The sequence below is a fragment of the Serratia sp. FGI94 genome, assembly GCF_000330865.1.
GTDB classification, from domain to species: Bacteria; Pseudomonadota; Gammaproteobacteria; order Enterobacterales; family Enterobacteriaceae; genus Serratia_B; species Serratia_B rubidaea.
In genome coordinates this window covers 1,470,573-1,495,338 of record NC_020064.1, presented here as the reverse complement: position 1 = coordinate 1,495,338, position 24,766 = coordinate 1,470,573, and the positions used below count along the sequence as shown (strand labels likewise).

Genomic DNA, 24,766 nt, shown 5'->3' with positions numbered 1-24,766 from the left:
AAATAAGAATCTTACTAATAAAATTGACCGCATTAATTATTAACCAGTTAAAAAACAATGAACTGTAATTCAATCCAAGGATTGGGAAATGAGTACTTCTTTTATAGAGAGAAATAACGGCATCTATTTCACCTTTCAGCCAATGTTCGCCAGAACGGGGCAGCTGATCGCCGTTGAATGCCTGTCGCGCTTTAGCCTCGACAGCGCGTTTGCTCATTTCTCGCCGGAACAGTTTTTCAAAAGCGCGGACGGCCTGACCCGCATTGAAATCCTGCTGGAGCAGGTCAGCCTGATTGAGAAATACCAGGCCTGGTTTCATCAGCATCAGGTGATCGTCACGCTGAACGTTGACGATCATTCACTGGCGTCATTAGCCAACAGCCAGTTCGCAGAAAGAATAAAGGCCATCCGCTGTATCCATTTTGAAATCAGCGAAAGCGCAACGCGCCTGATAAAAAACCGCGTCCATCTCGACCCGACGCTGGAGGGATATTCGTTTTGGCTGGATGATTTTGGTTCCGGCTATGCGGGCTTTTCCGCGCTTTATAACAGCCGTTTCCGTTTCGTTAAACTCGACCGTTTCCTGCTGTGGAACTTTATGCAAAGGCCGGGCGGCGAGGGTTTAATGCGCGCATTACTGCGCTTCTTTTACCTGAATAATTATAAGGTCATTATCGAAGGCGTAGAAACGCCCGACCATAAAAGGTGGTTGAACGAAATGCCCTATTACGCACTGCAAGGAAAGCTGTGGAAAGAGTCCGACATCGGGGACTTGAATTCGCTTCTGACAGCTGAATACTTCTAACTTATTGTTGGGGTTAGCCCTTATGCCTAAAAATAATGTCCTGGTCATCAGCGAGTGTAAATACAGTTATGTCGGCCTGTCCGTGCTGTTGAAGAAGCATTACGGCCAATATGATATCCGCCTGTTTTCTGACTTTATGCACGGCGGTGCCAAGGCGGAGAAGATCGTTAAGCATGATATCGCGCTGATCTTCACCTCACAGAACTTAGAACAGAGCGTCAATGTTATCGAGAGCCTGGTCACGATGCACAACGGCTATCGCAGCAACACGCGCATTGTGGTGTTCTATGACGATGAGCGGGTGGTGAACCTGTTGTCGGTGCTGGGGATCACGGTTGAACTGATCCCCGCGCGCATGCCGCTTTATTCGCTGCAAGAAAAATTGCAGCAGCTGTTTGAAAGCCGCACGCCCGGCGGCATCCGGGTGCAGAAAACCCGGGAACTCAGCCCGGCGGAAAGCGATGTGTTGTTCAACCTGCTGCGCGGCGACAGTCTGTTGCGCATCGCGCAAAAGCGCGGCACCCATCCCAAAACCATCTTTTCACAGAAATACAGCGCCATGCGCAAGCTGCGCCTGCGCAGCATGAGCAGCATTTTTGTTGCCGCCAAATAATCTGAAGGGGCGTTCTCACGCCCCCTTCCTTCCAGCCTGCCCGCCTGATAAACGCGTCTTCTCCGCCGCCGGTTAGGTTAAATTAATGTAACAACAGGTAAACAAGCAGTAACAGCCACATCCTGCCGCCGCAATTTGGTTACTCTTCCACCACGGGATTTCCCGCTGGCATGATGGCGCTTTCCGCTTTCTTCGCCGCTTCTATCAGCATTGTCGTCTGGATTAAAAATAAACATCAGGAGATGTTAAAGGTTGATGACACAGTTGTCTGATATCCCGAGATACCCGGGCCTAGCATAACGAGGGGCGCTCCGGCGGCTAACGCCGCTACGACCCCATCGCCACGCTCTCCCTAATAACACGCTTTGTCAGCTGTCTGAAACATCAGGAGATGTTATGAAATCATCCTTATTCAGCCGTTATACCTGCTTTATGCTGAGCATTATCTTGGCGCTGGCCTTCTTTTTTATGGCCCTGGACCAGCCCTGGTTCTGGCTGCCCGCCCTGTTTTTCATTGCCCTGACCGCGCTGGGCCTGTATGACCTCAGCCAGCAGCGCCACGCCATCTGCCGCAACTACCCGATCATTGGTCGGCTGCGTTTCTTCTTTGAATTTGTCCGCCCGGAACTGCGTCAGTATCTGCTGGAAGAGGATGACGAACAGATCCCCTTCTCACGCACCCAGCGTTCGCTGGTCTACCGCCGGGCGAAAAACCAGATGGGGGATAAACCCTTCGGCACCATTATCGACGTGTACAAAACCGGCTATGAGTGCATCGGCCACTCCATGTGCCCGGTGCCGGCCGCCGACCCTACCAGCTACCGCATCACCATCGGCGGCCCGGACTGCACCCAGCCCTATTCGGCCTCCATCTTCAACATTTCTGCCATGAGCTTCGGCGCGCTGTCCGCCAACGCCATCCGCGCGTTAAACCTCGGGGCGGCCAAAGGCAACTTCTACCACGACACCGGCGAAGGCAGTATCAGCCGCTACCACCGCGAGCACGGCGGCGATCTGGTCTGGGAGTTGGGCAGCGGCTATTTCGGCTGCCGCACCGCCGACGGCCAGTTCGATCCGCAGCGCTTCGCCGAGCAGGCCGCCAGCCCGCAGGTGCGCATGATTGAAATCAAGCTCAGCCAGGGCGCCAAGCCGGGCCACGGCGGCATTCTGCCGGCGAAAAAGGTAGATGCGGAAATCGCCGCCACCCGCGGCGTGCCGGAAGGACAGGACTGTATTTCCCCTTCATCACACAGCGCCTTCCGCACGCCGATCGAAATGATGCACTTTATCCAGCAGCTGCGGCAGCTCTCCGGCGGCAAGCCGGTCGGCTTCAAGCTGTGCATCGGCCACCCGTGGGAGTTTGTCGCCATTGTCAAAGCGATGCTGCACACCGGCATTCTGCCGGACTTTATCGTGGTCGACGGCAAAGAGGGCGGCACCGGCGCCGCGCCGCTGGAACTGTCCAACTATATGGGCATGCCGCTGCGCGAGGGACTGCTGTTTGTGCACAATACGCTGGTCGGCTGCGGCCTGCGCGACCGCATCAGGATCGGCGCCAGCGGTAAAATCATCAGCGCCTTTGATATCGCCAGCGTGATGGCGCTCGGCGCCGACTGGGTGAACTCGGCGCGCGGCTTTATGTTCGCCGTGGGCTGCATTCAATCCCAGAGCTGCCACACCAACCACTGCCCGACCGGCGTCGCCACGCAGGATCCGCTGCGCCAGAAGGCACTGGTGGTGCCGAATAAAGCAGAGCGGGTGTACCACTTCCACCAGAATACGGTGAAAGCGCTGGCCGAAATGCTGGCGGCGGCAGGCATCAGCCGTCCGGAACAGCTGACCGCGCACCATATGCTGCGCCGCATCACCTCGACGGAAATCAAGGTCTACGCCGATATCTACTACTACCTGGAGCCGGGGGCGCTGCTGGAAAAAGAGATTAAAAGTGAGTTTTACGCCCGCATGTGGCGCATGGCGACGCCGAGCAGCTTTGATCAGGCGGTCACCCTGCCGGCCTAGCGTCAATACTGCGGGAGATAAAACCCGGCGCAGGGCGCGCCGGGTTAGGAGAGAGGATTACTGCTTGCGCACCGGCGCGTCGCCGGCCACGTAGTAATCCGCCGTGCTGCGCGGCAGCGGCGTACGCTGACGGATGCGGTCGGCGATTTTCTCGGCGATCATAATGGTGGTGGCGTTCAGGTTGCCGGTGATGATCAGCGGCATAATGGAGGCATCCACCACGCGCAGCCCTTCCATACCGTGCACCCGCCCTTGGCCATCTACCACCGCCATCTCATCCTCGCCCATTTTGCACGAGCAGGACGGGTGGAAGGCGGTTTCCGCATGTTCACGCACAAAGGCGTCCAGCTGCTCATCGGTCTGCACCTCCGGCCCCGGGCTGATTTCACGGCCGCGGTACTCATCCAGCGCCGGCTGCGCCATGATTTCGCGCGTGATGCGGATTGCATCGCGGAACTCCTGCCAGTCCTGTTCGGTCGCCATATAGTTGAACAGGATGCTCGGATGCTGGCGTGGATCCTTCGACTTCACCTGTACCCGGCCGCGGCTCGGCGAACGCATGGAGCCGACGTGCGCCTGGAAGCCGTGCTCTTTCACCGCGTTACTGCCGTTGTAGTTAATCGCCACCGGCAGGAAGTGGTACTGAATGTTCGGCCACTCGAACTCTTTGCGGCTGCGGATAAAGCCGCCGGCTTCAAACTGGTTGCTGGCGCCGACGCCGGTGCCGTTGAACAGCCATTCCGCGCCGATTTTCGGCTGGTTGAACCATTGCAGCGCCGGGTACAGCGATACCGGTTTTTTACAGGCGTACTGCAGATACATCTCCAGGTGATCCTGTAGGTTTTCGCCGACGCCCGGCAGATCGTGCACCACGTCGATATCCAGCTGTTTCAACAGGGCCGCCGGGCCGACGCCGGAGCGCTGCAGAATCTGCGGCGAGGCAATGGCGCCGGCGCACAGCAGCACTTCTTTGCGCGCACGCGCCGTATGCAGGTCGTTGCCGTCGCCCTTCAGGTAGCTGACGCCCACCGCGCGCTTGCCGGCGAAATCGATACGATCGGTCAGCGCATGGGTGACGATGGTCAGGTTCGGTCGCGAACGCGCCTGGTCCAGGTAACCGCGCGCGGTGCTGGCGCGGCGCCCTTTCGGCGTGACGGTGCGGTCCATCGGCCCGAAGCCCTCCTGCTGATAACCGTTCAGGTCGTCGGTGCGCGGATAGCCGGCCTGTACGCCCGCCTCCACCATCGCGTGGAACAGCTCGTTATTGCCGGCCTTCGGCGTGGTAACGCTGACCGGGCCGTCGCCGCCGTGGTAGTCGTTCGGCCCGATATCGCGGGTTTCCGCCTTGCGGAAGTACGGCAGACAGTCCAGGTAGCTCCAGTCTTCCAGACCCGGCGCCTTCGCCCAGTTGTCAAAATCCATCGCGTTGCCGCGAATGTAGCACATGCCGTTAATCAGCGAGGAGCCGCCCAGCCCCTTGCCGCGCCCGCACTCCATGCGGCGGTTGTTCATGTGCGGTTCCGGATCGGTTTCATACGCCCAGTTATAACGTCGGCCCTGCAACGGGAAGGCCAGCGCCGCGGGCATCTGCGTACGAAAATCCATCCGGTAATCCGGGCCGCCGGCTTCCAGCAGCAGGACGCTCACGTCGGCGTCTTCGGTTAAACGGGTGGCTAATACGTTACCGGCGGAACCGGCCCCGATAATGATGTAATCGTATTCCATCAATTATCTCCTTTCATTGATATAGCTGAGTGATGCAAACGGCCTGCCGGCCCGCATACTGTGCGGTCAAAATGGTATTGCTTGACGTAAAAAGACGGGCATAGCCCGGGCATTCTGGCCGCGGCAAACGGTGCCGCAGCCTGAATGCAACGGTGGGGATCAGAACACGGAACCGAAATCGCCCAGTTCAACCTGTACCGATTTGATTTGCGTGTAGTGTTCCAGCGTGGTCAGGCCGTTTTCACGACCGACGCCGGAGTGCTTGTAGCCGCCGACCGGCATTTCGGCCGGCGATTCGCCCCAGGTGTTAATCCAGCAGATGCCGGCTTCCAGCTGGTGGATCACCCGGTGGGCGCGCGCCAGATCGCGGGTCACCAGACCGGCAGCCAGGCCGTAGGTGGTGTCGTTGGCACGCTTGATCACTTCCTCTTCGCTGTCGTAGCTGAGGATGCTCATCACCGGCCCGAAGATCTCTTCGCGCACGATTTCCATCTCGTCGCTGCAGTCGGTAAATACCGTCGGCGCCACGTAGGCGCCCTTGGCGAACTCGCCGTCGGTAACGCGTTCGCCGCCGCACAGCAGGCGCGCGCCGCTGTTTTTGCCGCTTTCAATAAAGCGCAGCACGGATTCCATATGCGGGAAGCTGACCAGCGGGCCGAAGTTGGTGTCCGGGTTGGTCGGGTCGCCCAGGCGGATGCGCTGCACGCGCTCGAGGATTTTGCTTTCAAACTGCGCCTTCAGCGCCGCCGGTACGAATACGCGCGTGCCGTTGGTGCACACCTGGCCGGAGCTGTAGAAGTTGGCCATCATGGCGATGTCCGCCGCGCGGTCCAGATCGGCATCGTCAAACACGATCAGCGGCGACTTGCCGCCCAGCTCCATGGTGACCTCTTTCAGCGTCGAGCTGGAAGCGTTGGCCATCACCTTCTTGCCGGTTTTCACCCCGCCGGTGAAGGAGACTTTGGCGATGCCCGGATGGTCGGTCAGGTACTGGCCCACTTCCGCGCCGCTGCCGGTCACCACGTTGAACACGCCGTCCGGCAGGCCGGCTTCGGTGTAGATTTCCGCCAGCTTCAGCGCCGTCAGCGAGGTGACTTCGCTCGGTTTGAAGATCATCGCGTTACCGGCGGCCAGCGCCGGCGCCGATTTCCACAGGGCGATCTGAATCGGATAGTTCCAGGCGCCGATGCCGGCCACCACGCCCAGCGGTTCGCGGCGGGTGTAAACAAATGAGGAGTCGCGCAGCGGGATCTGCTGGCCTTCGATCGCCGGGATCAGGCCGGCGTAGTACTCCAGCACGTCGGCGCCGGTGACGATATCCACCGCGGTGGTTTCCGACAGCGCCTTCCCGGTATCGAGGGTTTCCAGCGCCGCCAGTTCATCGTTGCGTTCGCGCAGGATATCCACCGCGCGGCGCAGGATGCGCGAACGCTCCATCGCCGTCATCGCCGCCCAAACCTGCTGTCCGCTGGCTGCGCTCGCCACCGCACGGTTGACGTCTTCAGCGCTGGCGGCCTGCACTTCGGCAATCACTTCGCCGTTGGCCGGGTTCACTGCGTTGAAAGTTTTACCCTCGGTACTGTCTACATAGGCGCCATGAATATAGAGCTTCTGTAAGCCAAAACGGGACATAGGTTCTCCTTTTATTACTGTCCTCAGGGCGGCGTATGCCCCCGGAGCTGAAACATAATGTATTCGTTGGTCAGCGCGATGGCCTTGGCCTGATTAAACTCGGTGCCGCGCAGCGCGCTGCGCAGCCACAGGCCGTCAATCAGGGCCGCCAGCCCTTTCGCCGCCAACCGCGCCTGCGCTTTGGGCAGCGCGCGCTGAAACTCGGCGCTCAGGTTGGAATACAGCCGGCGTCCGTTAACCTGCTGTAACCGGTTGAGCTGCGGCTGATGCAGGCTGCTGGCCCAAAAAGCCAGCCAGGTTTTCATCGCCGCGCTGTTGATCTGGCTGTCGTCAAAGTTGCCGGCGACAATCGCCTGCAGACGCGCAGCCGGACTCTGGTCGGTCTGTGCCTGTAACCGCCGCCGGACCGCTTCGCCCAGGTGGCTAATCAGGTAGCGCATCGTCGCTTCCAGCAGGCCGTTCTTATCCTTGAAGTAATGACTGATGATGCCGTTTGACACGCCGGCCCGGCGCGCAATCTGCGCAATGGTGGCGTCGTGCATTCCGACATCGTTTACTGCGGCCAACGTGGCATCAATCAACTGCTGCCTTCTTATTGGCTGCATTCCTACTTTTGGCATGGCTCCGACTCTCAAAACAGGTCTTCTGTAAGGCGACGTTTCCTGAGCCAGTATGGCAGTTTTTAGCAAGAATTAAGAAACGGCGCAGGTCTATTAAACTTTTTTTTGATTGAACGTTCAATAAAAATTGCATATATTTTATTACCGCTTGGTTACTAAAATGTACTTTTCGGTTGTGGAACTGGCTGATTTTTGTGAGGTATTTAACAAACCTGACCAAAATCAGTGGCTGTAAGCGGTTCCCGCCGCGCAGTGTTTTTTTGCTGCGCTAATAGTTGCGGCGGTAATTTTAAGAAAGCGAAGGTAATGATTGCCGTCGGGCTGTCTGCCGTATTTCGCCGGAGGTGAACGCCGCCGGCGGAAGGCTCGATTCTACTCAGTTGTTAAACACCAGAGGAAGACGATGACAACACACGACACCTCCTCAAAACCACAGCAGGACCGACTCAACCCTGTGGTTTTCTTCATCTCCGCGGGGCTGATCCTGGCCTTCTCGCTGATGACGATTTTCTTCACTGATTTATCCGGAACCTGGCTTACCCGCACCCTGAACTGGGTGTCCAAAACCTTTGGCTGGTACTACCTGCTGGCCGCCACCCTGTATATCGTCTTTGTGGTCTGTATCGCCGCCTCGCGTTTCGGCGCGATCAAACTCGGGCCGGAACAGTCCAAACCGGAATTCAGCCTGATGAGCTGGGCGGCGATGCTGTTCGCCGCCGGCATCGGTATCGACCTGATGTTCTTCTCGGTCGCCGAACCGGTGACGCAATATATGATGCCGCCGGAAGGCCAGGGCCAGACGCTGGAGGCCGCTCGTCAAGCGATGGTCTGGACGCTGTTCCACTACGGCCTGACCGGCTGGGCGATGTACGCCCTGATGGGGATAGCGCTCGGCTACTTCAGCTACCGCTATAACCTGCCGCTGACCATCCGCTCGGCGCTGTACCCGATCTTCGGCAAGCGCATCAACGGCCCGATCGGCCACAGTGTGGATATCGCGGCGGTGGTCGGCACCATCTTCGGCATCGCCACCACTCTCGGCATCGGCGTAGTGCAGCTGAACTACGGGCTGAAGGTGCTGTTCGACCTACCGGAAAATCTGACGGTGCAGAGCGCGCTGATCCTGCTGTCGGTGGTGATGGCGACCATCTCGGTCACCTCCGGAGTAAATAAAGGCATCCGCATTCTGTCGGAGCTGAACGTCTGGCTGGCGGTCGGCCTGATGGCGTTCGTGCTGTTCTTCGGCGACACCGAGTTCCTGCTCAACGCGCTGGTGCTCAACGTCGGCGATTACATCAACCGCTTTATGGGCATGACGCTCAACAGCTTCGCCTTTGACCGTCCGGTGGAGTGGATGAACAACTGGACGCTGTTCTTCTGGGCCTGGTGGGTTGCCTGGTCGCCGTTTGTCGGCCTGTTCCTGGCGCGTATCTCCCGCGGCCGCACCATCCGTCAGTTTGTGGTCGGTACGCTGATTATCCCGTTCGTGTTTACCCTGCTGTGGCTGTCGATCTTCGGCAACAGCGCGCTGTACCAGATTATCCACGGCAACACCGCGTTCGCTCAGGAAGTGATGCAGTATCCGGCGCACGGCTTCTACAGCCTGCTGGCGGAATACCCTGCCTTCACCTTCAGCGCTTCGGTCGCCACCATCACCGGCCTGCTGTTTTACGTCACCTCGGCGGACTCCGGCTCGCTGGTGCTCGGCAACTTCACCTCGCGCCTGAGCGATATCAATAACGATGCGCCGAACTGGCTGCGTATTTTCTGGTCGATCACCATTGGCCTGCTGACCATCGGCATGCTGATGACCAACGGCGTCTCCGCGCTGCAGAACGCCACGGTGATTATGGGGCTGCCGTTCAGCTTTGTGATCTTCTTCGTGATGGCCGGCCTGTATAAATCGCTGAAGGTCGAGGATTACCGCAAGGCCGGCGCGCTGAGCACCTCGGCGCCGACGCCGGCCTCCAGCAATGAAGTGCTGAACTGGAAACAGCGCCTGTCGCGCGTGATGAACTACCCGGGCACCAAATACACGCAGAAAATGCTGGATCGCGTCTGCCGTCCAGCAATGCAGGAAGTGGCGCGCGAGCTGGAGCTGCGCGGCGCGAAAGTGGAGTTCAGCGAAGTGCCGCCGGCGGAAGAGGAGCGCCTGCCGCACCTGGAGCTGCTGGTACATCTGGGGGAAGAGCAGAACTTTATCTATCAGATCTGGCCACAGCGCTATTCGGTACCGGGCTTCACCTATCGCGCCCGCTCCGGTAAATCGCACTACTACCGGCTGGAAACCTTCCTGATGGAAGGCACCCAGGGCAACGACCTGATGGACTACAGCAAAGAACAGGTGATTGGCGATATTCTCGACCAGTACGAAAAACACCTGAACTTCCTGCATATTCACCGCGAAGCGCCGGGCAATACCCTGACCTTCCCGGATATGTAACGCCGCCACAGCGGCAGCGATCCAAAGGCGCCGCAAGGCGCCTTTTTTATGGCCTCAGCGCGGCGCTGCCGGCAACGCCCTGGCCGTCGTCGCCGATCAACATATAGCTGACGCTCTCCGGCCGGCCAACGCTGCGCTCATCCACATCCAGCGTTTTGCTGGCGAACGGCGCCAGCATGCCGATCGCCAGCGCCGTCTGCCGGCCGCCGCCGTTCAGCTGCGCCTGGCCGTAGGTAGCGTACAGCGGCGTCGGGTTACTTACCGTCAGCATCAGCCTGCCCGGCTGCCGCGTCAGGCTGAAACGCTGACTGGCCGCCAACTGCGCCGCCCTTTTCTGCAGCCCGTCCGGCCGGTAGAACAGCTTCAGCTGCAGCCGCACCGCCACCTTAAGCGCCGACACGGCCGGCGGCAGGCGCGCGTCGGTCGGCGGGATCTCATACACGTTCAGCCAGTACAGTGATTCGCGATCCACCGGCTGCGCCACCTGCGTCGCCAGCAGGCGCAGGTTCTTCTTCTCGCCCGGCTCCAACCGGAAGATGCCCGGCAGTGGCATCACCGGCACCTCGCCCGCCGTTTCCGGCGTTCCGTCCGGCGCGCCGTCATCCACCCAGGTCTGCACCACCACCGGATAGTCGTTGCCGTTGACCAACAGCAGCGCACGCTCGCGGTCGCCGCCGGCAAAGACCACCCGTGACGACTCGACAATCACCCCGGCATTGACATCACCGGCCAGGCTGAGCAGCGCGCAAAAACAGAACGTCAGAGATTTCATCATCATTATTGCACCTGAATGATCACCTGCGCACTGGCGCTGACGCTGCCGGCGGTGACCGTTTTCCCCGGCAGCGCCCGCAGCGTAGCGGTTAAGGTTTTGCTGTAACTGGTCACCCCGTTGGTGACCGCGCCGGCGCTGGCGTCATCCAACACCGGATACCAGCCGGCGCGGTTGCCGGCGGCCACCGCGCCGCTCAGGGTACTCAGCAGGTTTAGCGTGGCGCCGCCAGGGCGGGAAATCTGAATGCCGACGCCGGTGGCGACGTTCCGATCGACGCCGTAGCCGTCCGACAGCAGATAGCTGACGCCGGATCCGGCGGTGCCGACGCCTTCCGCCACCGCCGCGGCGGCATTTGCCGGGTTGACCAGAATGCCCATCGCCGTCTGGTTGGCGGCGACGCCGCTGGCAAACGCGCCGACGCCGGTGGTCGCCGGCGTGCCGGTCTGACAGTCGAACTGGATGGTGATCGGCATCTGGCGGGTTTCACCGGCGCGCAGTTGAGGGGCGGTAATCGGCGTAAAACGTACCAGCGGCGTCACATTGGTTACCGAGCAGGTGGCGGAGCGGCGAATATACAGCCGGTTATACAGGTTCACCGCGCCGGGCCAGACGGCGTACCAGCCGCTAAATTGCAATAGCGAATCCGCACCGACGCTCAAAGCCGGCGACAGTCCACCGCCCTGAAAGGCGATATAGGTCGCCGGCTGCGACTGCGGGTAAACGCCGCTGGCGGTCATCGGCCCGGTCGAGTTGCTCAGGCGGAACAGCTCCACCTTGGTATCGCTGAAATCCCTGGCCTTCACCAGAATCCAGCCCTGTGAATCCGTTTCCAGGTTGGTTAACGGCCGCGCCTTCCAGTAGCGGGAGTAATATTCGCCGGTCGCCAGATTGGTGGCCCGCAGCGCCATGCCGTTGGCGTAGGTGCGGTAGGTTTCCGGCAGGCCGGCCACCGCCCCAACCTCCACCTTGCCGGCCCACTCCGAGTCACCGTTGGTGGCATAGTATTCATACAGCTTACCGGCCTCATCGGCGGTGCAGCGGAACAGGATCTGGTCGGCGCTGTAGCTGCCGGAGCCGGCCTCCAGCGCGCTGACAGTGCCGCTGGCGATCAGCGTGCCGTCCGGCTGAAACAGGCTGTTATTGATATTCACCGTCGTCGGCAGCGTGCCGATCGAGCCGGAGGTGTCGGTCGAACCGCTCCAGGCGGCGCCGATACCCTTGCTCGGATCGGTGTAGTAGTTTGAACTGACGTTAGTGTTGGTGGCGGTGATCCGGTAGCAGATCGCCTGCGCCTGACCGAGCCACAGACTGCCGGCCAGCGTCAGCAGCACGGCGCGCGAGAATATGTTCATCATCATTATCCGTTCGTCACTGGCTCACGCAGGGCAACGCCAGACGATAAAGCGACTGTTTCACAGCCTGACCGCGTAAATCGTACCGCAGCGTGCACTGCGCCTCGGCCGACTCACCCCATTTCACCCGCAGCACGCCGCGTTGCTTCAACGCCCGGGCATAGATCTGATTACCCTGGCCGACCAGGCCAACCACTGCGTTACCGTCATCGTAAACGTTGGCACCGAGCGGCAGCGCGCCGCCGGACGGGCTGAGTTTGATCAGCAGCGGGTAGCCTTCCAGCGTCTTGAAGCGCACTTTCACCGCCGCCCCGGCGTACGGCGCGATGCGCTGCTGGTTCTCCGTCAGTTCAGCGTTAACGTTCTCCGCCCCTTTGGCGTCCAGCGTGACGTCGTTGTAACGGTAAGGCACCAGCGACGGTACAATGGCATAGCCGAAACGGTCGATCTTCGCCCCCATACCGTTCATCACTTCCGCGCCGCTAGCGCCCTCCGCTTCCACCAACGCAAAGGTATCGCTCAGGTACGGCCCGAGAGTCACGCCGCCGGCATGCGCCACCAGTGCGCCGCGCGCGCTCAGGCCGCCTTGGGTGTAATGTTTGCCGTGGGACAGATTGGCCCCCAACGTAGCGACCGCGGTCTGCTTGGTCAGATTGGCGCCGAAGCTGCTGCCGGCGCCGCCCGTGTCATAGGCACCGTTCAACGCGTAGCTCAGGCTCTGGTCATCACCCAGCGTGCCGGACAGCGCCGACTGATAATGGCTATAGCCGCGATCGCCGCTCTGATGGCTAACGCCGGCCGACAGGATCGGCGAACGCGAGCCGCCGCCCAGCGGCAACGACACCGACAGCATCACCACGTTCTGCGTCGTGCCGCCCGCCACGTAGCTTGCATCCTGCAGGCCATAGCGGGTGCTGCCGGTCTGCTGACGGCTGAGCGACAGGTTATAGCTCAGGTTGCGATAGCTGTGCGAGTATGCCAGCTGGTATTGCGTATCGCGCCCGCGGCCGCCGCGGTAACTGCTGGTCGAGCCGGAAAAATAGAGCTGGCCGTACGTCCCCAACCCCTGACTGACGGTGGCAACAAACTGCTCGCTCTGCTGGTAGGTGCTGGAACGCCAGACCGCGTCGCGGTCACGCGCATTGCGCAGCCCCAGCACGTCGCCCAAATCGCGGTAGCCTTCGGTGGAGTAGCGATAGCCCGCCAGCGCCAGCGTGGTGTTGGTCGGGGTAAAGGTGCGGCTGTAGGTGGCGCCGACGCGCCAGCCGTCCAGCGTATCGCCCCACATATCGGCGCGCGAATACACCGCGTTGATACCCAATGCGCCGAAGCGGCTGGCAAGCACCGCGCCGCCGAGCAGCGCCTGATAGCCGTCGGCGATGCGCACGCCGCCGTTGGCGGTCAGCGCGTTGCTCACCCCGCTCTGGTAGCTGAGTTCGGCAAACAGATCGTCGTTGTCGCCAAGGTTGCGCACCTGCCCGGCCGACAGGTTGAAGCGCGCACGCCCCGGGCGCAGCGAGTCCGGCACCGCCGAAAACGGTACGGTAAATGACGATACCCGGCCGTCAGCCTCCTGAATCTCCACCACCAGATCGCCCTGGTAACTGGTGGGATAGAGGTCGTCAATCACAAAGGCGCCCGGCGCCACCGTGGTCTGATAAATCTGCGTACCGGCCTGCGTAACGCTCACTTTGGCGGTGGTGGCGGCAACCCCGCGGATGGTCGGCGCGTAGCCACGCTGCGACTCCGGCAGCATGCGGTCGTCGGTTTCCAGCCGGACGCCGCGGAAGCCGAGGCTGCTGAACAGGCTGCCGGAAGTAAAGCTGTCACCCAGCGTCAGCTGGCCGTTGATCGCGGGCAGCGGCCGCTGCAGGTAGGTGCGCACCGATTTCCAGCGGCTGAGCGCGGCGCTGTGATCGCTGGTATAGCGGGTATAGCTCGACTGTTGACGCAGCTGCCACAGCCCCAGATTAAAGCCGCTGTTCAGCCCGAGATAGATCGAATCGCTGGTCGTGCCGCTGTTCTTGCTGCGGTAATAGTTGCTGTCATAGTTGACGAACCCCAGCGTTTCGCCGGCGGACAGTTCGGCAAGCGGCACCGAGCCACGCGCTACGCGCTTCATCAGCGCCTGCGGCACGGACACATCCAGCCGCAGACGGGCAAAATCAAAGCGGCTGCTGGCGCCAGCAACCTGTTGCTCCAGAGGTAGGCAGGCATTGGTGGTCGTCTGTGCGGCACGGCTTTTGATGCTGTCCGGTAAAATGCCGGCGGCGATCAGCGCGTCGCGGCTGAAACAGGGAACCACCGTCTCCTGAGCGGGCAGCGCGGCAAACCTCAGCGTCTGGCGGGAGAGAAAAGCGCCGTTGATAAAAATATCGACCTGATAGTCGCCCGGCGCCACCGTGTGCGCACGGTTAAAGCGGGCCAGGCTCTGCTGTCCCGCGCTGCCCACCAGCATACTGTCGTCAAATTCATACTGGCCGGCACCGGCCGCCAGCGGCGTCAGCAGCCCCAGCGTCAACGCCAGCGGTTTTAGGCGCGCGCCGCAGCCGGGCATCACGCCTGGCGACGCACTCTCCCGTGCGCTACCGGAATATGTGATTGTTGTTTGCATCCCTTCAGTCCCTTACGTGCAACTCCGCAGCGCGCGTTTTACTGACTCAGGCGCGCTTCCACCTTGATATGGCCACCGTAGTCATTAACCAGGGTAAACGTGACTTTCTGCGCGCCGGCCGGCGACAGCGTACGCTGCAACAGCGGCCAGCTGGCCTGCGACCTGGGGGCGATCATATCCGTCTTGAACGGCACGTCCCGGTTGCCGACCTGCACCGCTGCGCCGATCACCGAGGCGTAATAGCTGGAATCGTTATAGGCGTTGAGCCGCCACTGCCCGTCCTGCTGACGCAGGGAAAAACGCAGCTGTCCGCCGACGCCGTCGGCGCTGCCCGGCAGATTCTTCGGCCGATAGAAAATTTTCACCCGGTTGCGCAGCACCACCAGCATCTGGTTCTCGGCGCCGCTGACGGCGTTTTTCGGCGGGATCTGCGCCGAATTCAGATAGAACACCGACTCGCGGTCCTGCGGCAGATCCTTACCGGTAAACACCAGCCGGACCGACTGGCCGCTCTTTGGCTCGACGCGAAACAGCGTCGGCACCGTGACAAACGGCCCGTCGGCATTTTCCGGCGTCGACGACGGGTTATTCACGTCGGTCCACATCTGCATGACATAGGGGATATCCCCCTGATTGGTGAACTGCACGGTCTGCGACTGGGCGTCCGCCGGGTAAATCACCCGGGTGTTCAGCATAACCACGCTGGCCATGGCCGATCCGGCCAGCAGCGCGCTGGTGAGACAAAGTGACAGACAAAATCCCTTGATCGTCATATAAGCGGCCTCGCAAAACCCCCTTCCGCACCGGCGGAAGGGGAAACACCATTACTGATACGATACGGCGTACTGCACGCTACCCAGCACCGAACCGGCGGTCGCACCGCCTTCAGAGTAGTAACGCACGGCAAAGTCGTAAGAGGCGGAGGTGGCGCCGGCCGCCAGGTTCAGCCCCGGCGTCCCCGCTTGGCCGCTCAGATCCAGCGGCGTAGCAGGGGTCGCCGGGTCAATCAGCTCCAGCGAAACGTTGGTCGCGCTGCCGGTATTACCCATGCGGCCGTCGCTGGTCAGATTGTTGGCCACGAATACCGTTTTAACGGCGGTGGCGTTTGCCGCATCGGCGGTACAGCCGGTCAGGCCGATGGTAAACGGCGTCTGGCCCGCGGTGGCGCCGGCGGTCGCCAGGTCAGCCTTGGAAACCGTCGGCAACAGCACCACCGGCGTGGAGGCATTGCCGTTGATGCTTACGGTACAGGTCTGGTCTGAGACCTCGCCCTGAAACTGGATGGTGTTGGTGGCTGAGGCGACGCCGGACAGCGTCATGGCGGCAACGGCGAGAGCGATTTTGCTGATAGTCATAGAATGTAATTTCCCTTCAAGTTGAATATGAGGCGGGTCGTTGAACAATGTTCCCTTCCGCCGGTTCCTGGGTCGTGCACTTTCCTTTGGCGACTGGCGGTTTATCCCCGCAACAGCACGCTGTAAAGCGGGAAAAAACTGACTACATCGCGGCCGGCCAATCCTTGAAAGCGCATCAGGCGCCTTCGGTTGATTGGCCTGATTTGACGAGACAAATCTTATATCGAAATTCAATCGATAGACTCATTAACCAACAAATAACAAATATTTAGATTTAAACTCCACCGACAAGTGAATTACATCGATTCTTAATAAAAAAACTCTGCCAGGTGCGTTTCCACCGTAGATTCAGCTGCTGATATTTAGGCTTAATTAGCCGGAATATTCACCGCTGACGGGCAGGCATGCGGAGCCCGTGAATAACCCGCAGGCAATGCGGATAAAACAGGCATCACGACGGGCTATCCTCCGAGCCATAGACGCTGCCGGAATGGCGATGTGGTGTTGCGGTGATTTGGTGATGCGACAATGCGGGAGGAAAGAGTTGGCGGCACGGGAAGGCAGGGCTAACAGGCTGCGCGCACCAATGCCGGACAGCCCCGCACATTACCGGCCGTTCAGCACGGCCAACGGGTACGCAGCGAGAGCAGCAGGTGGATAAAACCGCATTGATTCAGGCCAAGCTTATGCATGATGTTCAGCTTATGCGTGCTCACCGTTTTGTAGGAACGGTAGGTGGCCGTCGCGATGCTTTTGACGGAGAAGCCCGCCGCCATCAACGCCAGGATGCGCCATTCGCTGTCGGACAGCTGCCTGAACGCCGTGATCTTCTGCCGGCCGGCAATACAGCGCCGGATAGTCGGGCTGAGATAGTGCACGCCATGATGCGCCGCAGAGATACCGTCCAAAATCGCAGCCAAACCGTCGCATTTGGACACCAGCACGCTATCCGGGCTCGACGACAACAGACGCAAAACGCTGTGATTTTTGATATCCGTCAGCACTATCCAGGGCGTATTCGGCCAGAAGGCTTTCTCATGCAGGATAAAATAGAGGCCGTCATAGAGGCACTCCTGCGCGCCGTACAGTTCCATGATCACCGTTTGCCTGGGTTGTTGCGACAGCACCGTCTTCAGCTCGCTAAGGCTGGCAACCGACTGCGTCACTGTACTCAACGGGCGTAAAAAAGCCTCCAACCCCATACCGACCCATGGCATCGCATCATATAAAATAAAATTACGGTTCTGATCGTTATTTTTCATTTTCCCCTCGCGCGATGACATTTATCGACCACGCTGCGACGCTCAATGGTCAAATAATAAATGAATCATCTAAAAAAATAATATACACCTGCAAAATAATTTACGTTTACGGCAGCCGCTATGTTAATTAATCGTTATGATGTGATAAATTAAAGCACGGCTGGAGTATTATTATGCAGCGCAGGCTAAAGTAGCGGCCGCTCTTTTTGACTATGGCAAACCTCAACGCGGTATTCACGCTCCACCCGGCACGTCAAAATAAACAGCCGGGAAACGCCTTTAATGTAGGTACCCACCTGATTACTGCTGAGCAGCAGTAAATACTCGTCATTCTGGCACCATTGCGGATTGGCGTTAATATACGCCAGCATATCGTTAACCTGTTGCTCGTTGCCATACATTGTGGCGCGCGGCGCCGATAAAAAGATCTTGCAGTTATTCACCTCGCCAATCAGACGTTCCTGCCTGACCTCACTGTTACGATAAATCAGCCAAATGCCGACGCAGATAACCAGCAGCAGCAATCCCCCAAGTGCCACGCCGCAACGTAAACGCCGCCCGGCAGCGCACCGGGACCCGGTGCGGACTTCACCCTGCTCAAGCGCGGCGGCCTGCGGCGGCGTGATGACCGTCTCATCCGCCTCCAGCGTAATATTATGCGCCAGCATAAAGCCGACTTTGGGTACGGTAATAATGACCTCGTCATCAATACCCAACGTTTTTAACACCCGCCGTAATTTGCTCACGCACTGGTTAAGGTTGTTATTACTGGACACCATGCCGTAATCATCCCACACCTTGCGGAATATCAGTTCTCGGCTGACCTGTTCGCCGTGGTGAGTAATAAGTAAAAGCAATAACCGCTTTGACGGGTTAGAAATAGCCAGGGCTTCTTCCGGAAAACCTGCTAATCCCAGACTGCCACTGTCCGTATCAAAAAGAATCTGTCCATTAATTCTATATTTCATATTTCCTACTATACTTAAGCATTCGCCGTTAGCAAAGAATGCTATACGGATGTTAACCGGAAACCACGTTAATTGCGTAAAATTCCTCGTTGATTATAAAAGAAAACGTTGCGTTCAAAATGAATAACAGCGGGAATCCAATACCTTTTCTCATCGCCGACAACAATTAGGAATTTTCTTGCCATTTTCGGTTAGAGTATACAAAGGCGGTCAGAATGGATATATTCAAAAGTCAATATCGGTAAAGTTAGTTTTTTATAGGGCATTTAATAAAATTTTAAGCTTAAAAGTAAGGTTAAGCCCTAACTAACCGTAGGATTTAATGTGAATATCGTGCACAACTTCGGGTATTCAGCCCCGTGCGCTGCGGGAAAAGGCGGCCGCACCGGCCCGCATCCACGCTGCCGCCGGCAGCGCGCCAAAGGTCGGGCCAGAAAGCACCAGGATATTGACCGGCTATTCGCCGGTCATATGCAGGGTAATATTCGCCTGCTGAATAGCAGTCTGGGCGGCATCGGGCAGATAACTATCGGTAATAATGGCGTCAAACACCGCGATCGGCAGTGCCAGATAGGTAGCCACCTTGCCATATTTAGAAGTATCGCTCAGCAGGATGCGCCGCCGGCTGGCGTCGACAATGGCCTTTTTCACCGCCACTTTATCCTCGCTTGGCGTTGACAGGCCGCGCATACTCCAGGATGAGGCGGAAATAAAGGCCAGATCGATAAACAGCTGGCGCAGCGCCTGCGCCGCGGCCTCGCCCACGCAGGAGCGGTTTTCCCGGCACACCGTGCCGCCGGTGTGGATCAGTTCGCACTGGCTGTTTTCCAACAGGTAGGCCGCAATCACAAAATCATTGGTAACCACCGTTAAATCGCCGCGCTCGCCGATCTGCTTCGCCAGCGCCAGCGTAGTGGTACCGGCATCCAGATAAATACAGCTGTTGGCCGGGATCAGGCTGGCTGCCAGCGCGCCGATCGCCGCCTTCTGCTGGCTGAACATCCCTTCCTTATCCTGATGCGACGGCTCAATCGCCAGCCGCTCGGCCGCCTGCACCCCGCCGGATACCGCGATCACCGCCCCCTGCTCTTCCAGCTTCTGCAGATCGCGCCGGATGGTCATATGCGACACCGCCAGCCGTTCCGTCAGTTCGGCGATGCTGACCGCGCCGCGTTCGGCAACCAGGGCCAAAATTTGTTGGTGGCGTTCTACCGGGATCACAGGACCTCTCCTTACTGCTGATAATTATTGTGATTTTACGTCAATTTTCGTGCGCTGACAGCAAGCGCCGCACCGGGGGTAAAGTAGGCAAAAGCGATAATCTGTCAGATAAACAAATGATTAGCGTTTTATCTCTGCGAATACGTCGTGACTCACACAGCATTCATCGTTAATTTTTGTGAAGACGGTCACCCTACAGGCGCTTAAAAACGCTTACATTTAACACATGAGAACAAAATATCACTAAAATTAACACGGAGTCTGTATGACACAACCCGCCAACTACGCCGTCTGCATCGTGGGCCTCGGCTCCATGGGCATGGGCGCCGCACAATCTTGCATCAACGCCGGCTTAACCACCTACGGCGTCGATCTCAATCCACAGGCACGCGCCGCTCTGGAGCAAGCGGGTGCCAAGCAGGTGGCCGCCAACGCCGATGCGTTTGCCGCCGAACTGGACGCGGTGATGCTGCTGGTGGTGAATGCCGTCCAGGTCAAACAGATCCTGTTTGGCGAACGCGGTCTGGCCGGCCAGTTGAAGCCCGGCACGCCGGTGATGGTCTCCTCGACCATTTCCGCCGCCGATGCCACCGATATCGCCGAGCGGCTGGCCGCGCAGGGGCTGAGCATGCTGGACGCGCCGGTATCCGGCGGTGCGGTGAAAGCCGCCGCCGGCGAGATGACGGTGATGGCCGCCGGCAGTGACGCCACCTTCGCCCGGCTGCAGCCGCTGCTCGACGCCGTAGCGGCTAAAGTGTACCGCGTCGGTGACGAAATCGGCCTCGGCGCCACGGTGAAAATCATTCACCAGCTGCTGGCCGGGGTGCATATCGCCGCCGGCGCCGAAGCGATGGCGCTGGCCGCCCGCGCCGGCATTCCGCTGGATGTGATGTACGACGTGGTCACCCACGCCGCCGGCAACTCCTGGATGTTTGAAAACCGCATGCGCCACGTGGTCGACGGTGACTATACGCCGAAATCGGCGGTGGATATCTTCGTCAAGGATCTGGGACTGGTGGCCGACACCGCCAAGGCGCTGCACTTCCCGCTGCCGCTGGCCTCCACCGCGCTGAATATGTTTACCTCCGCCAGCAACGCCGGCTACGGTAAAGAAGACGACAGCGCAGTGATCAAAATCTTCACCGGCATCGAACTGCCGCAAAAACAGGAGTTGCCATAATGTTGCTTGGCGTAATTGCTGATGATTTTACCGGCGCCACCGATATCGCCAGCTTTCTGGTGGAAAATGGCCTGTCGACGGTACAGCTGAACGGCGTACCGGACAGCGACGCCGCCGTCGACGCGCAGGCGGTGGTGATCAGCCTTAAATCGCGATCCTGCCCGGCAGAGCAGGCAGTCGCGCAGTCGCTGCAGGCGCTGGCCTGGCTGCAGCGCCAGGGCTGCCAACGGTTTTACTTCAAATATTGTTCCACCTTCGACAGCACCGCCCGCGGCAATATCGGTCCGGTGACCGATGCGCTGCTCGATGCGCTGGGGGAAAGCCAGACGGTGATTTCACCAGCGCTGCCGGTCAACGGCCGCACCGTGTATCAGGGCTACCTGTTTGTGATGGATCAGCTGCTGTCCGAGTCCGGCATGCGCAACCACCCGGTCACGCCGATGACCGACAGCAATCTGCTGCGGCTGATGGAGGCGCAGGCCGCCGGCCGCTGCGGACTGATTGACGCCGCCGTCATGGACACCGGCGCCGACGGCGTACGCGCCCGCCTGCAGCAGTTGGCGCAGCAGGGCGTACGCTATGTGGTGCTCGATACGCTGAATGAACAACACCTGCTGACCCAGGGCGCGGCGCTGAAGGCGATGAAACTGGTCACCGGCGGCTCCGGCCTGGCGATCGGTCTGGCCCGCCAGTGGGCGCAGCCAGGCCAGACGCAGGCTCAGGCCGCCGGCGCGCCGCAGGGGGAGAAGGCCGTGGTGCTCTCCGGCTCCTGCTCCACCATGACCAATAAGCAGGTGGCCCGCTATCGCCAGCAGGCGGCAGCGCAGGCCATCGACGTGGCACGCTGCATCGGCGAGGACGAACGCGCGCGCTATGCCCGCGAGCTGAGTGCCTGGGTGCAGGCGCAGAGCGGCGATCTCGCGCCGCTGCTGTACGCCACCGCCGAGCCGGAAGCGCTGCGGCAGACGCAGCAGCAATACGGCGTGGACGCCGCCAGCCAGGCGGTCGAAGCGCTGTTCGCCGCGCTGGTGCAGTTGCTGCATCAGGCCGGTTTCCGGCGTTTTATCGTCGCCGGCGGCGAAACCTCCGGCGTGGTGACGCAGGCGCTGGCTATCCGCGGCTTCCACATCGGCCCGTGCATTTCTCCCGGCGTACCCTGGGTGCGCGCCATTGAACAGCCGGTCTCCCTGGCGCTGAAATCCGGTAATTTCGGCGACGAAAACTTCTTTGCCCGAGCACAAACGGAGTTCCCGTTATGACGCACACCACCGAACAACAGGCGCGCGAAGAGATGGTGCGCCTCGGCGCCTCATTCTTCCAGCGCGGCTACGCCACAGGCTCGGCGGGCAACCTGTCGCTGCTGCTGCCGGACGGCAACCTGCTGGCCACGCCGACCGGCTCTTGCCTCGGCGAGCTGCAGGCGGAACGCCTGTCCAAGGTCAGCCTGCACGGCGAGTGGATCTCCGGCGACAAACCGTCAAAAGAGATCAGCTTCCACCGTGCGCTGTACCTGAATAACCCGGAGTGCAAAGCGGTGGTGCATCTGCACTGCACCTATCTGACCGCCCTCTCCTGCCTGCAGGGGCTGGACACCCGCAACGCCATCAAGCCTTTCACCCCTTATGTGGTGATGCGCGTCGGCCAGGTGCCGGTGGTGCCTTACTACCGGCCCGGCGACGAGCGTCTGGCCGAGGATCTGGCGCGGCTGGCGCCGTCCTACCGCGCCTTCCTGCTGGCTAACCACGGGCCGGTCGTTACCGGTAAGGATCTGCGCGCCGCCGCAGACAACACCGAAGAGATGGAGGACGCGGCGAAGCTGATTTTCACCCTCGGCGACCGCCCGATCCGCTATTTGACCGATGATGAAATTGCCGAGTTACGGAGCTGATGATGCCTAAATTTGCCGCCAATTTATCGATGATGTTTACCGAACTGCCGTTTCTGGAGCGCTTTGCCGCCGCGGCCGACGCCGGCTTTAAAGCGGTCGAATACCTATTCCCCTATGACTATCCCGCCGATCTGCTGGCGCAACAGCTGCGCCGGCACGGTCTGCTGCAGGTGCTGTTCAACACCGCGCCGGGCGATGCCGCCGCCGGCGAATGGGGACTGGCGGCGCTGCCGGGGCGTGAAACCGAGGCGCGCGCCGATATCGATCGCGCGCTGGAGTATGCGCTGGCGCTGGGCTGCCCCAGCGTGCACGTGATGGCCGGCGTGGTGCCCGCCGGCGCGGATCCGGCGGCCTATCGCACGGCCTTTATCAGCAACCTGCGCTATGCCGCCGACGCTTTCGCCCCGAACGGCATTAACGTGATGATTGAGGCGCTCAGCCCGCAGGTGAAACCGAACTACCTGTTTTCCAGCCAGCATCAGGCGGCGGCGCTGCAGGCGGAGGTCGATCGCCCTAACCTGTTTATCCAGTTCGACTTTTTCCACGCGCAGCTGGTGGACGGCAATATCAGCGGCCTGATGCAGACGCTGGCCGGACGCTACGGCCATATCCAGATCGCCGGGGTGCCGGACCGCCACGAGCCGGACGACGGCGAACTGAATTACCCCTGGCTGTTCGCACAGCTGGATCGTCTCGGCTACGACGGCTGGGTCGGCTGTGAATACCAGCCGCGCGCGGCCACTGACGCCGGGCTGGCGTGGGTCAGGCCCTATCTGTAACCGTTAACGCCAAGCACACCCTATAACAATACGTGCGCCCGTATCGCCGGCTCACCCGGCGATCGCGGCGCCTGGGCTTCTGTACCCCGCACAGACGGGGAACCTGCTTAAAGGCAACACCATGTCTACCACAATGTTACTGTTTATAGCGCTGGCCGGAGTGATGCTGCTCCTGCTGCTGGTTATCAAGGCCAAAGTCCAGCCGTTTATCGCGCTGTTGGCGGTCAGCCTGCTGGTGGCGCTGGCCGCCGGCATTCCGACCGGCGAAGTGATGGGCGTTATGACCGCCGGTATGGGCGGCGTGCTCGGTTCGGTCACCATTATTATCGGCCTCGGGGCGATGCTGGGCCGCATGATCGAGCATTCCGGCGGCGCGGAATCGCTAGCGCAGCGCTTCAGCCAGGCGCTGGGCCCCAAACGCACCGTCGCCGCGCTGACCATGGCGGCCTTTATCCTCGGCATTCCGGTGTTCTTCGACGTCGGCTTTATTATTCTGGCGCCGATTATTTACGGCTTCGCCAAGGTGGCGAAGGTGTCGCCGCTCAAATTCGGCCTGCCGATGGCCGGCGTGATGCTGACGGTGCACGTGGCACTGCCGCCGCATCCCGGCCCGGTCGCGGCCGCCGGCCTGCTCGGCAGCGATATCGGCTGGCTGACCATTATCGGCCTGGCGATCTGCGTGCCGGTCGGCATTATCGGTTACTTCGTCGCCGGCTACCTGAACCGCAAGGCCTACCCGCTGTCGATCGAGGTGCTGGAGCAGCTGCAGCTGGCCGCGCCGGAGAGCAACGCGCCGATCAGCGATCGCCTCAACCCGCCGAGCGCCGGGCTGATCGCCGCGCTGATTATCATCCCTATCGCCATTATCATGTCCGGCACCGTCTCCGCCACGCTGCTGGAACCCGGCTCCGGCCTGCGCGACGCGCTGTCGCTGCTGGGGGCGCCGGCGGTGGCGCTGATGATAGCGCTGGCGCTGGCCTATTATTTCCTGGCTGTGCGCCGCGGTTGGAGCCTGCAGCACACCAGCGATGTGATGGGCGCGGCACTGCCGACCGCCGCGGTGGTGATTCTGGTGACCGGCGCCGGCGGGGTATTCGGCAAGGTGCTGGTGGAGTCCGGCGTCGGCAAGGCGCTGGCCGAGGTGCTGACCACCATCGGCCTACCGCTGATCCCGGCGGCGTTTATCATCTCGCTGGCGCTGCGCGCCTCGCAGGGTTCGGCCACGGTGGCCATTCTGACCACCGGCGGGCTGCTGTCAGAGGCGGTCGGCGGGCTTAATCATCTCCAGCTGGTGCTGGTGACGCTGGCCACCTGCTTCGGCGGGCTGGGACTGTCGCACGTTAACGACTCCGGTTTCTGGATCGTCACCAAATACCTTGGCCTGTCGGTCGCCGACGGGCTGAAAACCTGGACGGTGCTGACCACCGTGCTCAGCGTCAGCGGCTTTCTGTTTACCTGGCTTTTATGGCTGCTGGTATAGCATACTGAATTCCTATTCTTTTCCCCTGCGGACGC

General features: G+C 60.3%; 20 protein-coding genes. 9 read left to right on the top strand and 11 right to left on the bottom strand.

Going from position 1 to position 24,766, the window contains the following annotated elements; all coding sequences use genetic code 11:
* Nucleotides 1-88: 88 nt before the first annotated feature.
* The 3 genes from D781_RS06885 (at nucleotide 89) to D781_RS06875 (ending at nucleotide 3,437) form a co-directional block, all read left to right on the top strand.
* The gene (locus tag D781_RS06885) at nucleotides 89-805 is read left to right on the top strand and encodes an EAL domain-containing protein (protein ID WP_015671591.1); all 717 of its coding nucleotides are present in this window, start codon (nucleotides 89-91) and stop codon (nucleotides 803-805) included.
* Nucleotides 806-827: 22 nt separating this feature from the next.
* Complete coding sequence (locus D781_RS06880; protein ID WP_015671590.1) at nucleotides 828-1,418, top strand: LuxR C-terminal-related transcriptional regulator; 591 nt, start codon at nucleotides 828-830, stop codon at nucleotides 1,416-1,418.
* Nucleotides 1,419-1,814: 396 nt separating this feature from the next.
* On the top strand, nucleotides 1,815-3,437 hold the full coding sequence (locus D781_RS06875; protein WP_015671589.1) for an FMN-binding glutamate synthase family protein: 1,623 nt from the start codon (nucleotides 1,815-1,817) through the stop codon (nucleotides 3,435-3,437).
* A 57-nt stretch (nucleotides 3,438-3,494) separates the two neighbouring features.
* On the opposite strand, the gene betA is transcribed toward D781_RS06875, so the two are convergent.
* The 3 genes from betA to betI form a co-directional block, all read right to left on the bottom strand.
* Entirely contained in the window at nucleotides 3,495-5,162 is a 1,668-nt protein-coding gene (betA, locus tag D781_RS06870; protein ID WP_015671588.1) for a choline dehydrogenase, read from the bottom strand.
* A 159-nt stretch (nucleotides 5,163-5,321) separates the two neighbouring features.
* Nucleotides 5,322-6,794 carry a betaine-aldehyde dehydrogenase gene (betB, locus tag D781_RS06865; RefSeq protein ID WP_015671587.1) on the bottom strand — a complete coding sequence of 491 codons (1,473 nt, stop codon included), beginning with the start codon at nucleotides 6,792-6,794 and terminating at the stop codon, nucleotides 5,322-5,324.
* Nucleotides 6,795-6,817: 23 nt separating this feature from the next.
* On the bottom strand, nucleotides 6,818-7,414 hold the full coding sequence (betI, locus tag D781_RS06860) for a transcriptional regulator BetI (protein WP_015671586.1): 597 nt from the start codon (nucleotides 7,412-7,414) through the stop codon (nucleotides 6,818-6,820).
* Between the two features lie 403 nt (nucleotides 7,415-7,817).
* Here betI and D781_RS06855 point away from each other — a divergent pair, with 403 nt between their 5' ends.
* A complete protein-coding gene (locus tag D781_RS06855) occupies nucleotides 7,818-9,857 on the top strand; it encodes a choline transporter (RefSeq protein WP_015671585.1) in 2,040 nt (679 codons plus the stop codon).
* Between the two features lie 46 nt (nucleotides 9,858-9,903).
* Here D781_RS06855 and D781_RS06850 read toward each other — a convergent pair whose 3' ends face one another.
* The 8 genes from D781_RS06850 to ygbI form a co-directional block, all read right to left on the bottom strand.
* Nucleotides 9,904-10,635, bottom strand: a complete 732-nt coding sequence (locus D781_RS06850) for a molecular chaperone (protein ID WP_015671584.1) — start codon at nucleotides 10,633-10,635, stop codon at nucleotides 9,904-9,906.
* Nucleotides 10,635-11,990, bottom strand: a complete 1,356-nt coding sequence (locus D781_RS06845) for a fimbrial protein (protein WP_233494119.1) — start codon at nucleotides 11,988-11,990, stop codon at nucleotides 10,635-10,637. Before D781_RS06845 ends, D781_RS06850 begins: the two co-directional genes overlap by 1 nt.
* Nucleotides 11,991-12,000: 10 nt before the next feature.
* A complete protein-coding gene (locus tag D781_RS06840) occupies nucleotides 12,001-14,598 on the bottom strand; it encodes a fimbria/pilus outer membrane usher protein (RefSeq protein ID WP_015671582.1) in 2,598 nt (865 codons plus the stop codon).
* 38 nt (nucleotides 14,599-14,636) lie between these two features.
* Nucleotides 14,637-15,371, bottom strand: a complete 735-nt coding sequence (locus D781_RS06835) for a molecular chaperone (protein ID WP_015671581.1) — start codon at nucleotides 15,369-15,371, stop codon at nucleotides 14,637-14,639.
* 51 nt (nucleotides 15,372-15,422) lie between these two features.
* The gene (locus D781_RS06830) at nucleotides 15,423-15,953 is read right to left on the bottom strand and encodes a fimbrial protein (protein WP_015671580.1); all 531 of its coding nucleotides are present in this window, start codon (nucleotides 15,951-15,953) and stop codon (nucleotides 15,423-15,425) included.
* A gap of 617 nt (nucleotides 15,954-16,570) precedes the next feature.
* A complete protein-coding gene (locus D781_RS06825; protein WP_015671579.1) occupies nucleotides 16,571-17,215 on the bottom strand; it encodes a response regulator transcription factor in 645 nt (214 codons plus the stop codon).
* Between the two features lie 185 nt (nucleotides 17,216-17,400).
* Nucleotides 17,401-18,183 carry a winged helix-turn-helix domain-containing protein gene (locus tag D781_RS06820; protein ID WP_015671578.1) on the bottom strand — a complete coding sequence of 261 codons (783 nt, stop codon included), beginning with the start codon at nucleotides 18,181-18,183 and terminating at the stop codon, nucleotides 17,401-17,403.
* Between the two features lie 456 nt (nucleotides 18,184-18,639).
* Entirely contained in the window at nucleotides 18,640-19,404 is a 765-nt protein-coding gene (ygbI, locus tag D781_RS06815) for a DNA-binding transcriptional repressor YgbI (RefSeq protein WP_015671577.1), read from the bottom strand.
* 265 nt (nucleotides 19,405-19,669) lie between these two features.
* Here ygbI and ltnD point away from each other — a divergent pair, with 265 nt between their 5' ends.
* From ltnD to D781_RS06790, 5 genes are all read left to right on the top strand, one after another.
* Nucleotides 19,670-20,584 (top strand): L-threonate dehydrogenase, encoded by a 915-nt coding sequence (gene ltnD / locus D781_RS06810; RefSeq protein WP_015671576.1) that lies wholly within the window; start codon nucleotides 19,670-19,672, stop codon nucleotides 20,582-20,584.
* Nucleotides 20,584-21,843 (top strand): 3-oxo-tetronate kinase, encoded by a 1,260-nt coding sequence (gene otnK, locus D781_RS06805; protein WP_015671575.1) that lies wholly within the window; start codon nucleotides 20,584-20,586, stop codon nucleotides 21,841-21,843. Before ltnD ends, otnK begins: the two co-directional genes overlap by 1 nt.
* Entirely contained in the window at nucleotides 21,840-22,472 is a 633-nt protein-coding gene (locus D781_RS06800; protein ID WP_015671574.1) for an aldolase, read from the top strand. Before otnK ends, D781_RS06800 begins: the two co-directional genes overlap by 4 nt.
* A 2-nt stretch (nucleotides 22,473-22,474) precedes the next feature.
* A complete protein-coding gene (locus D781_RS06795; protein ID WP_015671573.1) occupies nucleotides 22,475-23,251 on the top strand; it encodes an HPr family phosphocarrier protein in 777 nt (258 codons plus the stop codon).
* Nucleotides 23,252-23,372: 121 nt separating this feature from the next.
* The gene (locus tag D781_RS06790) at nucleotides 23,373-24,731 is read left to right on the top strand and encodes a GntP family transporter (RefSeq protein ID WP_015671572.1); all 1,359 of its coding nucleotides are present in this window, start codon (nucleotides 23,373-23,375) and stop codon (nucleotides 24,729-24,731) included.
* Nucleotides 24,732-24,766 lie beyond the last annotated feature (35 nt).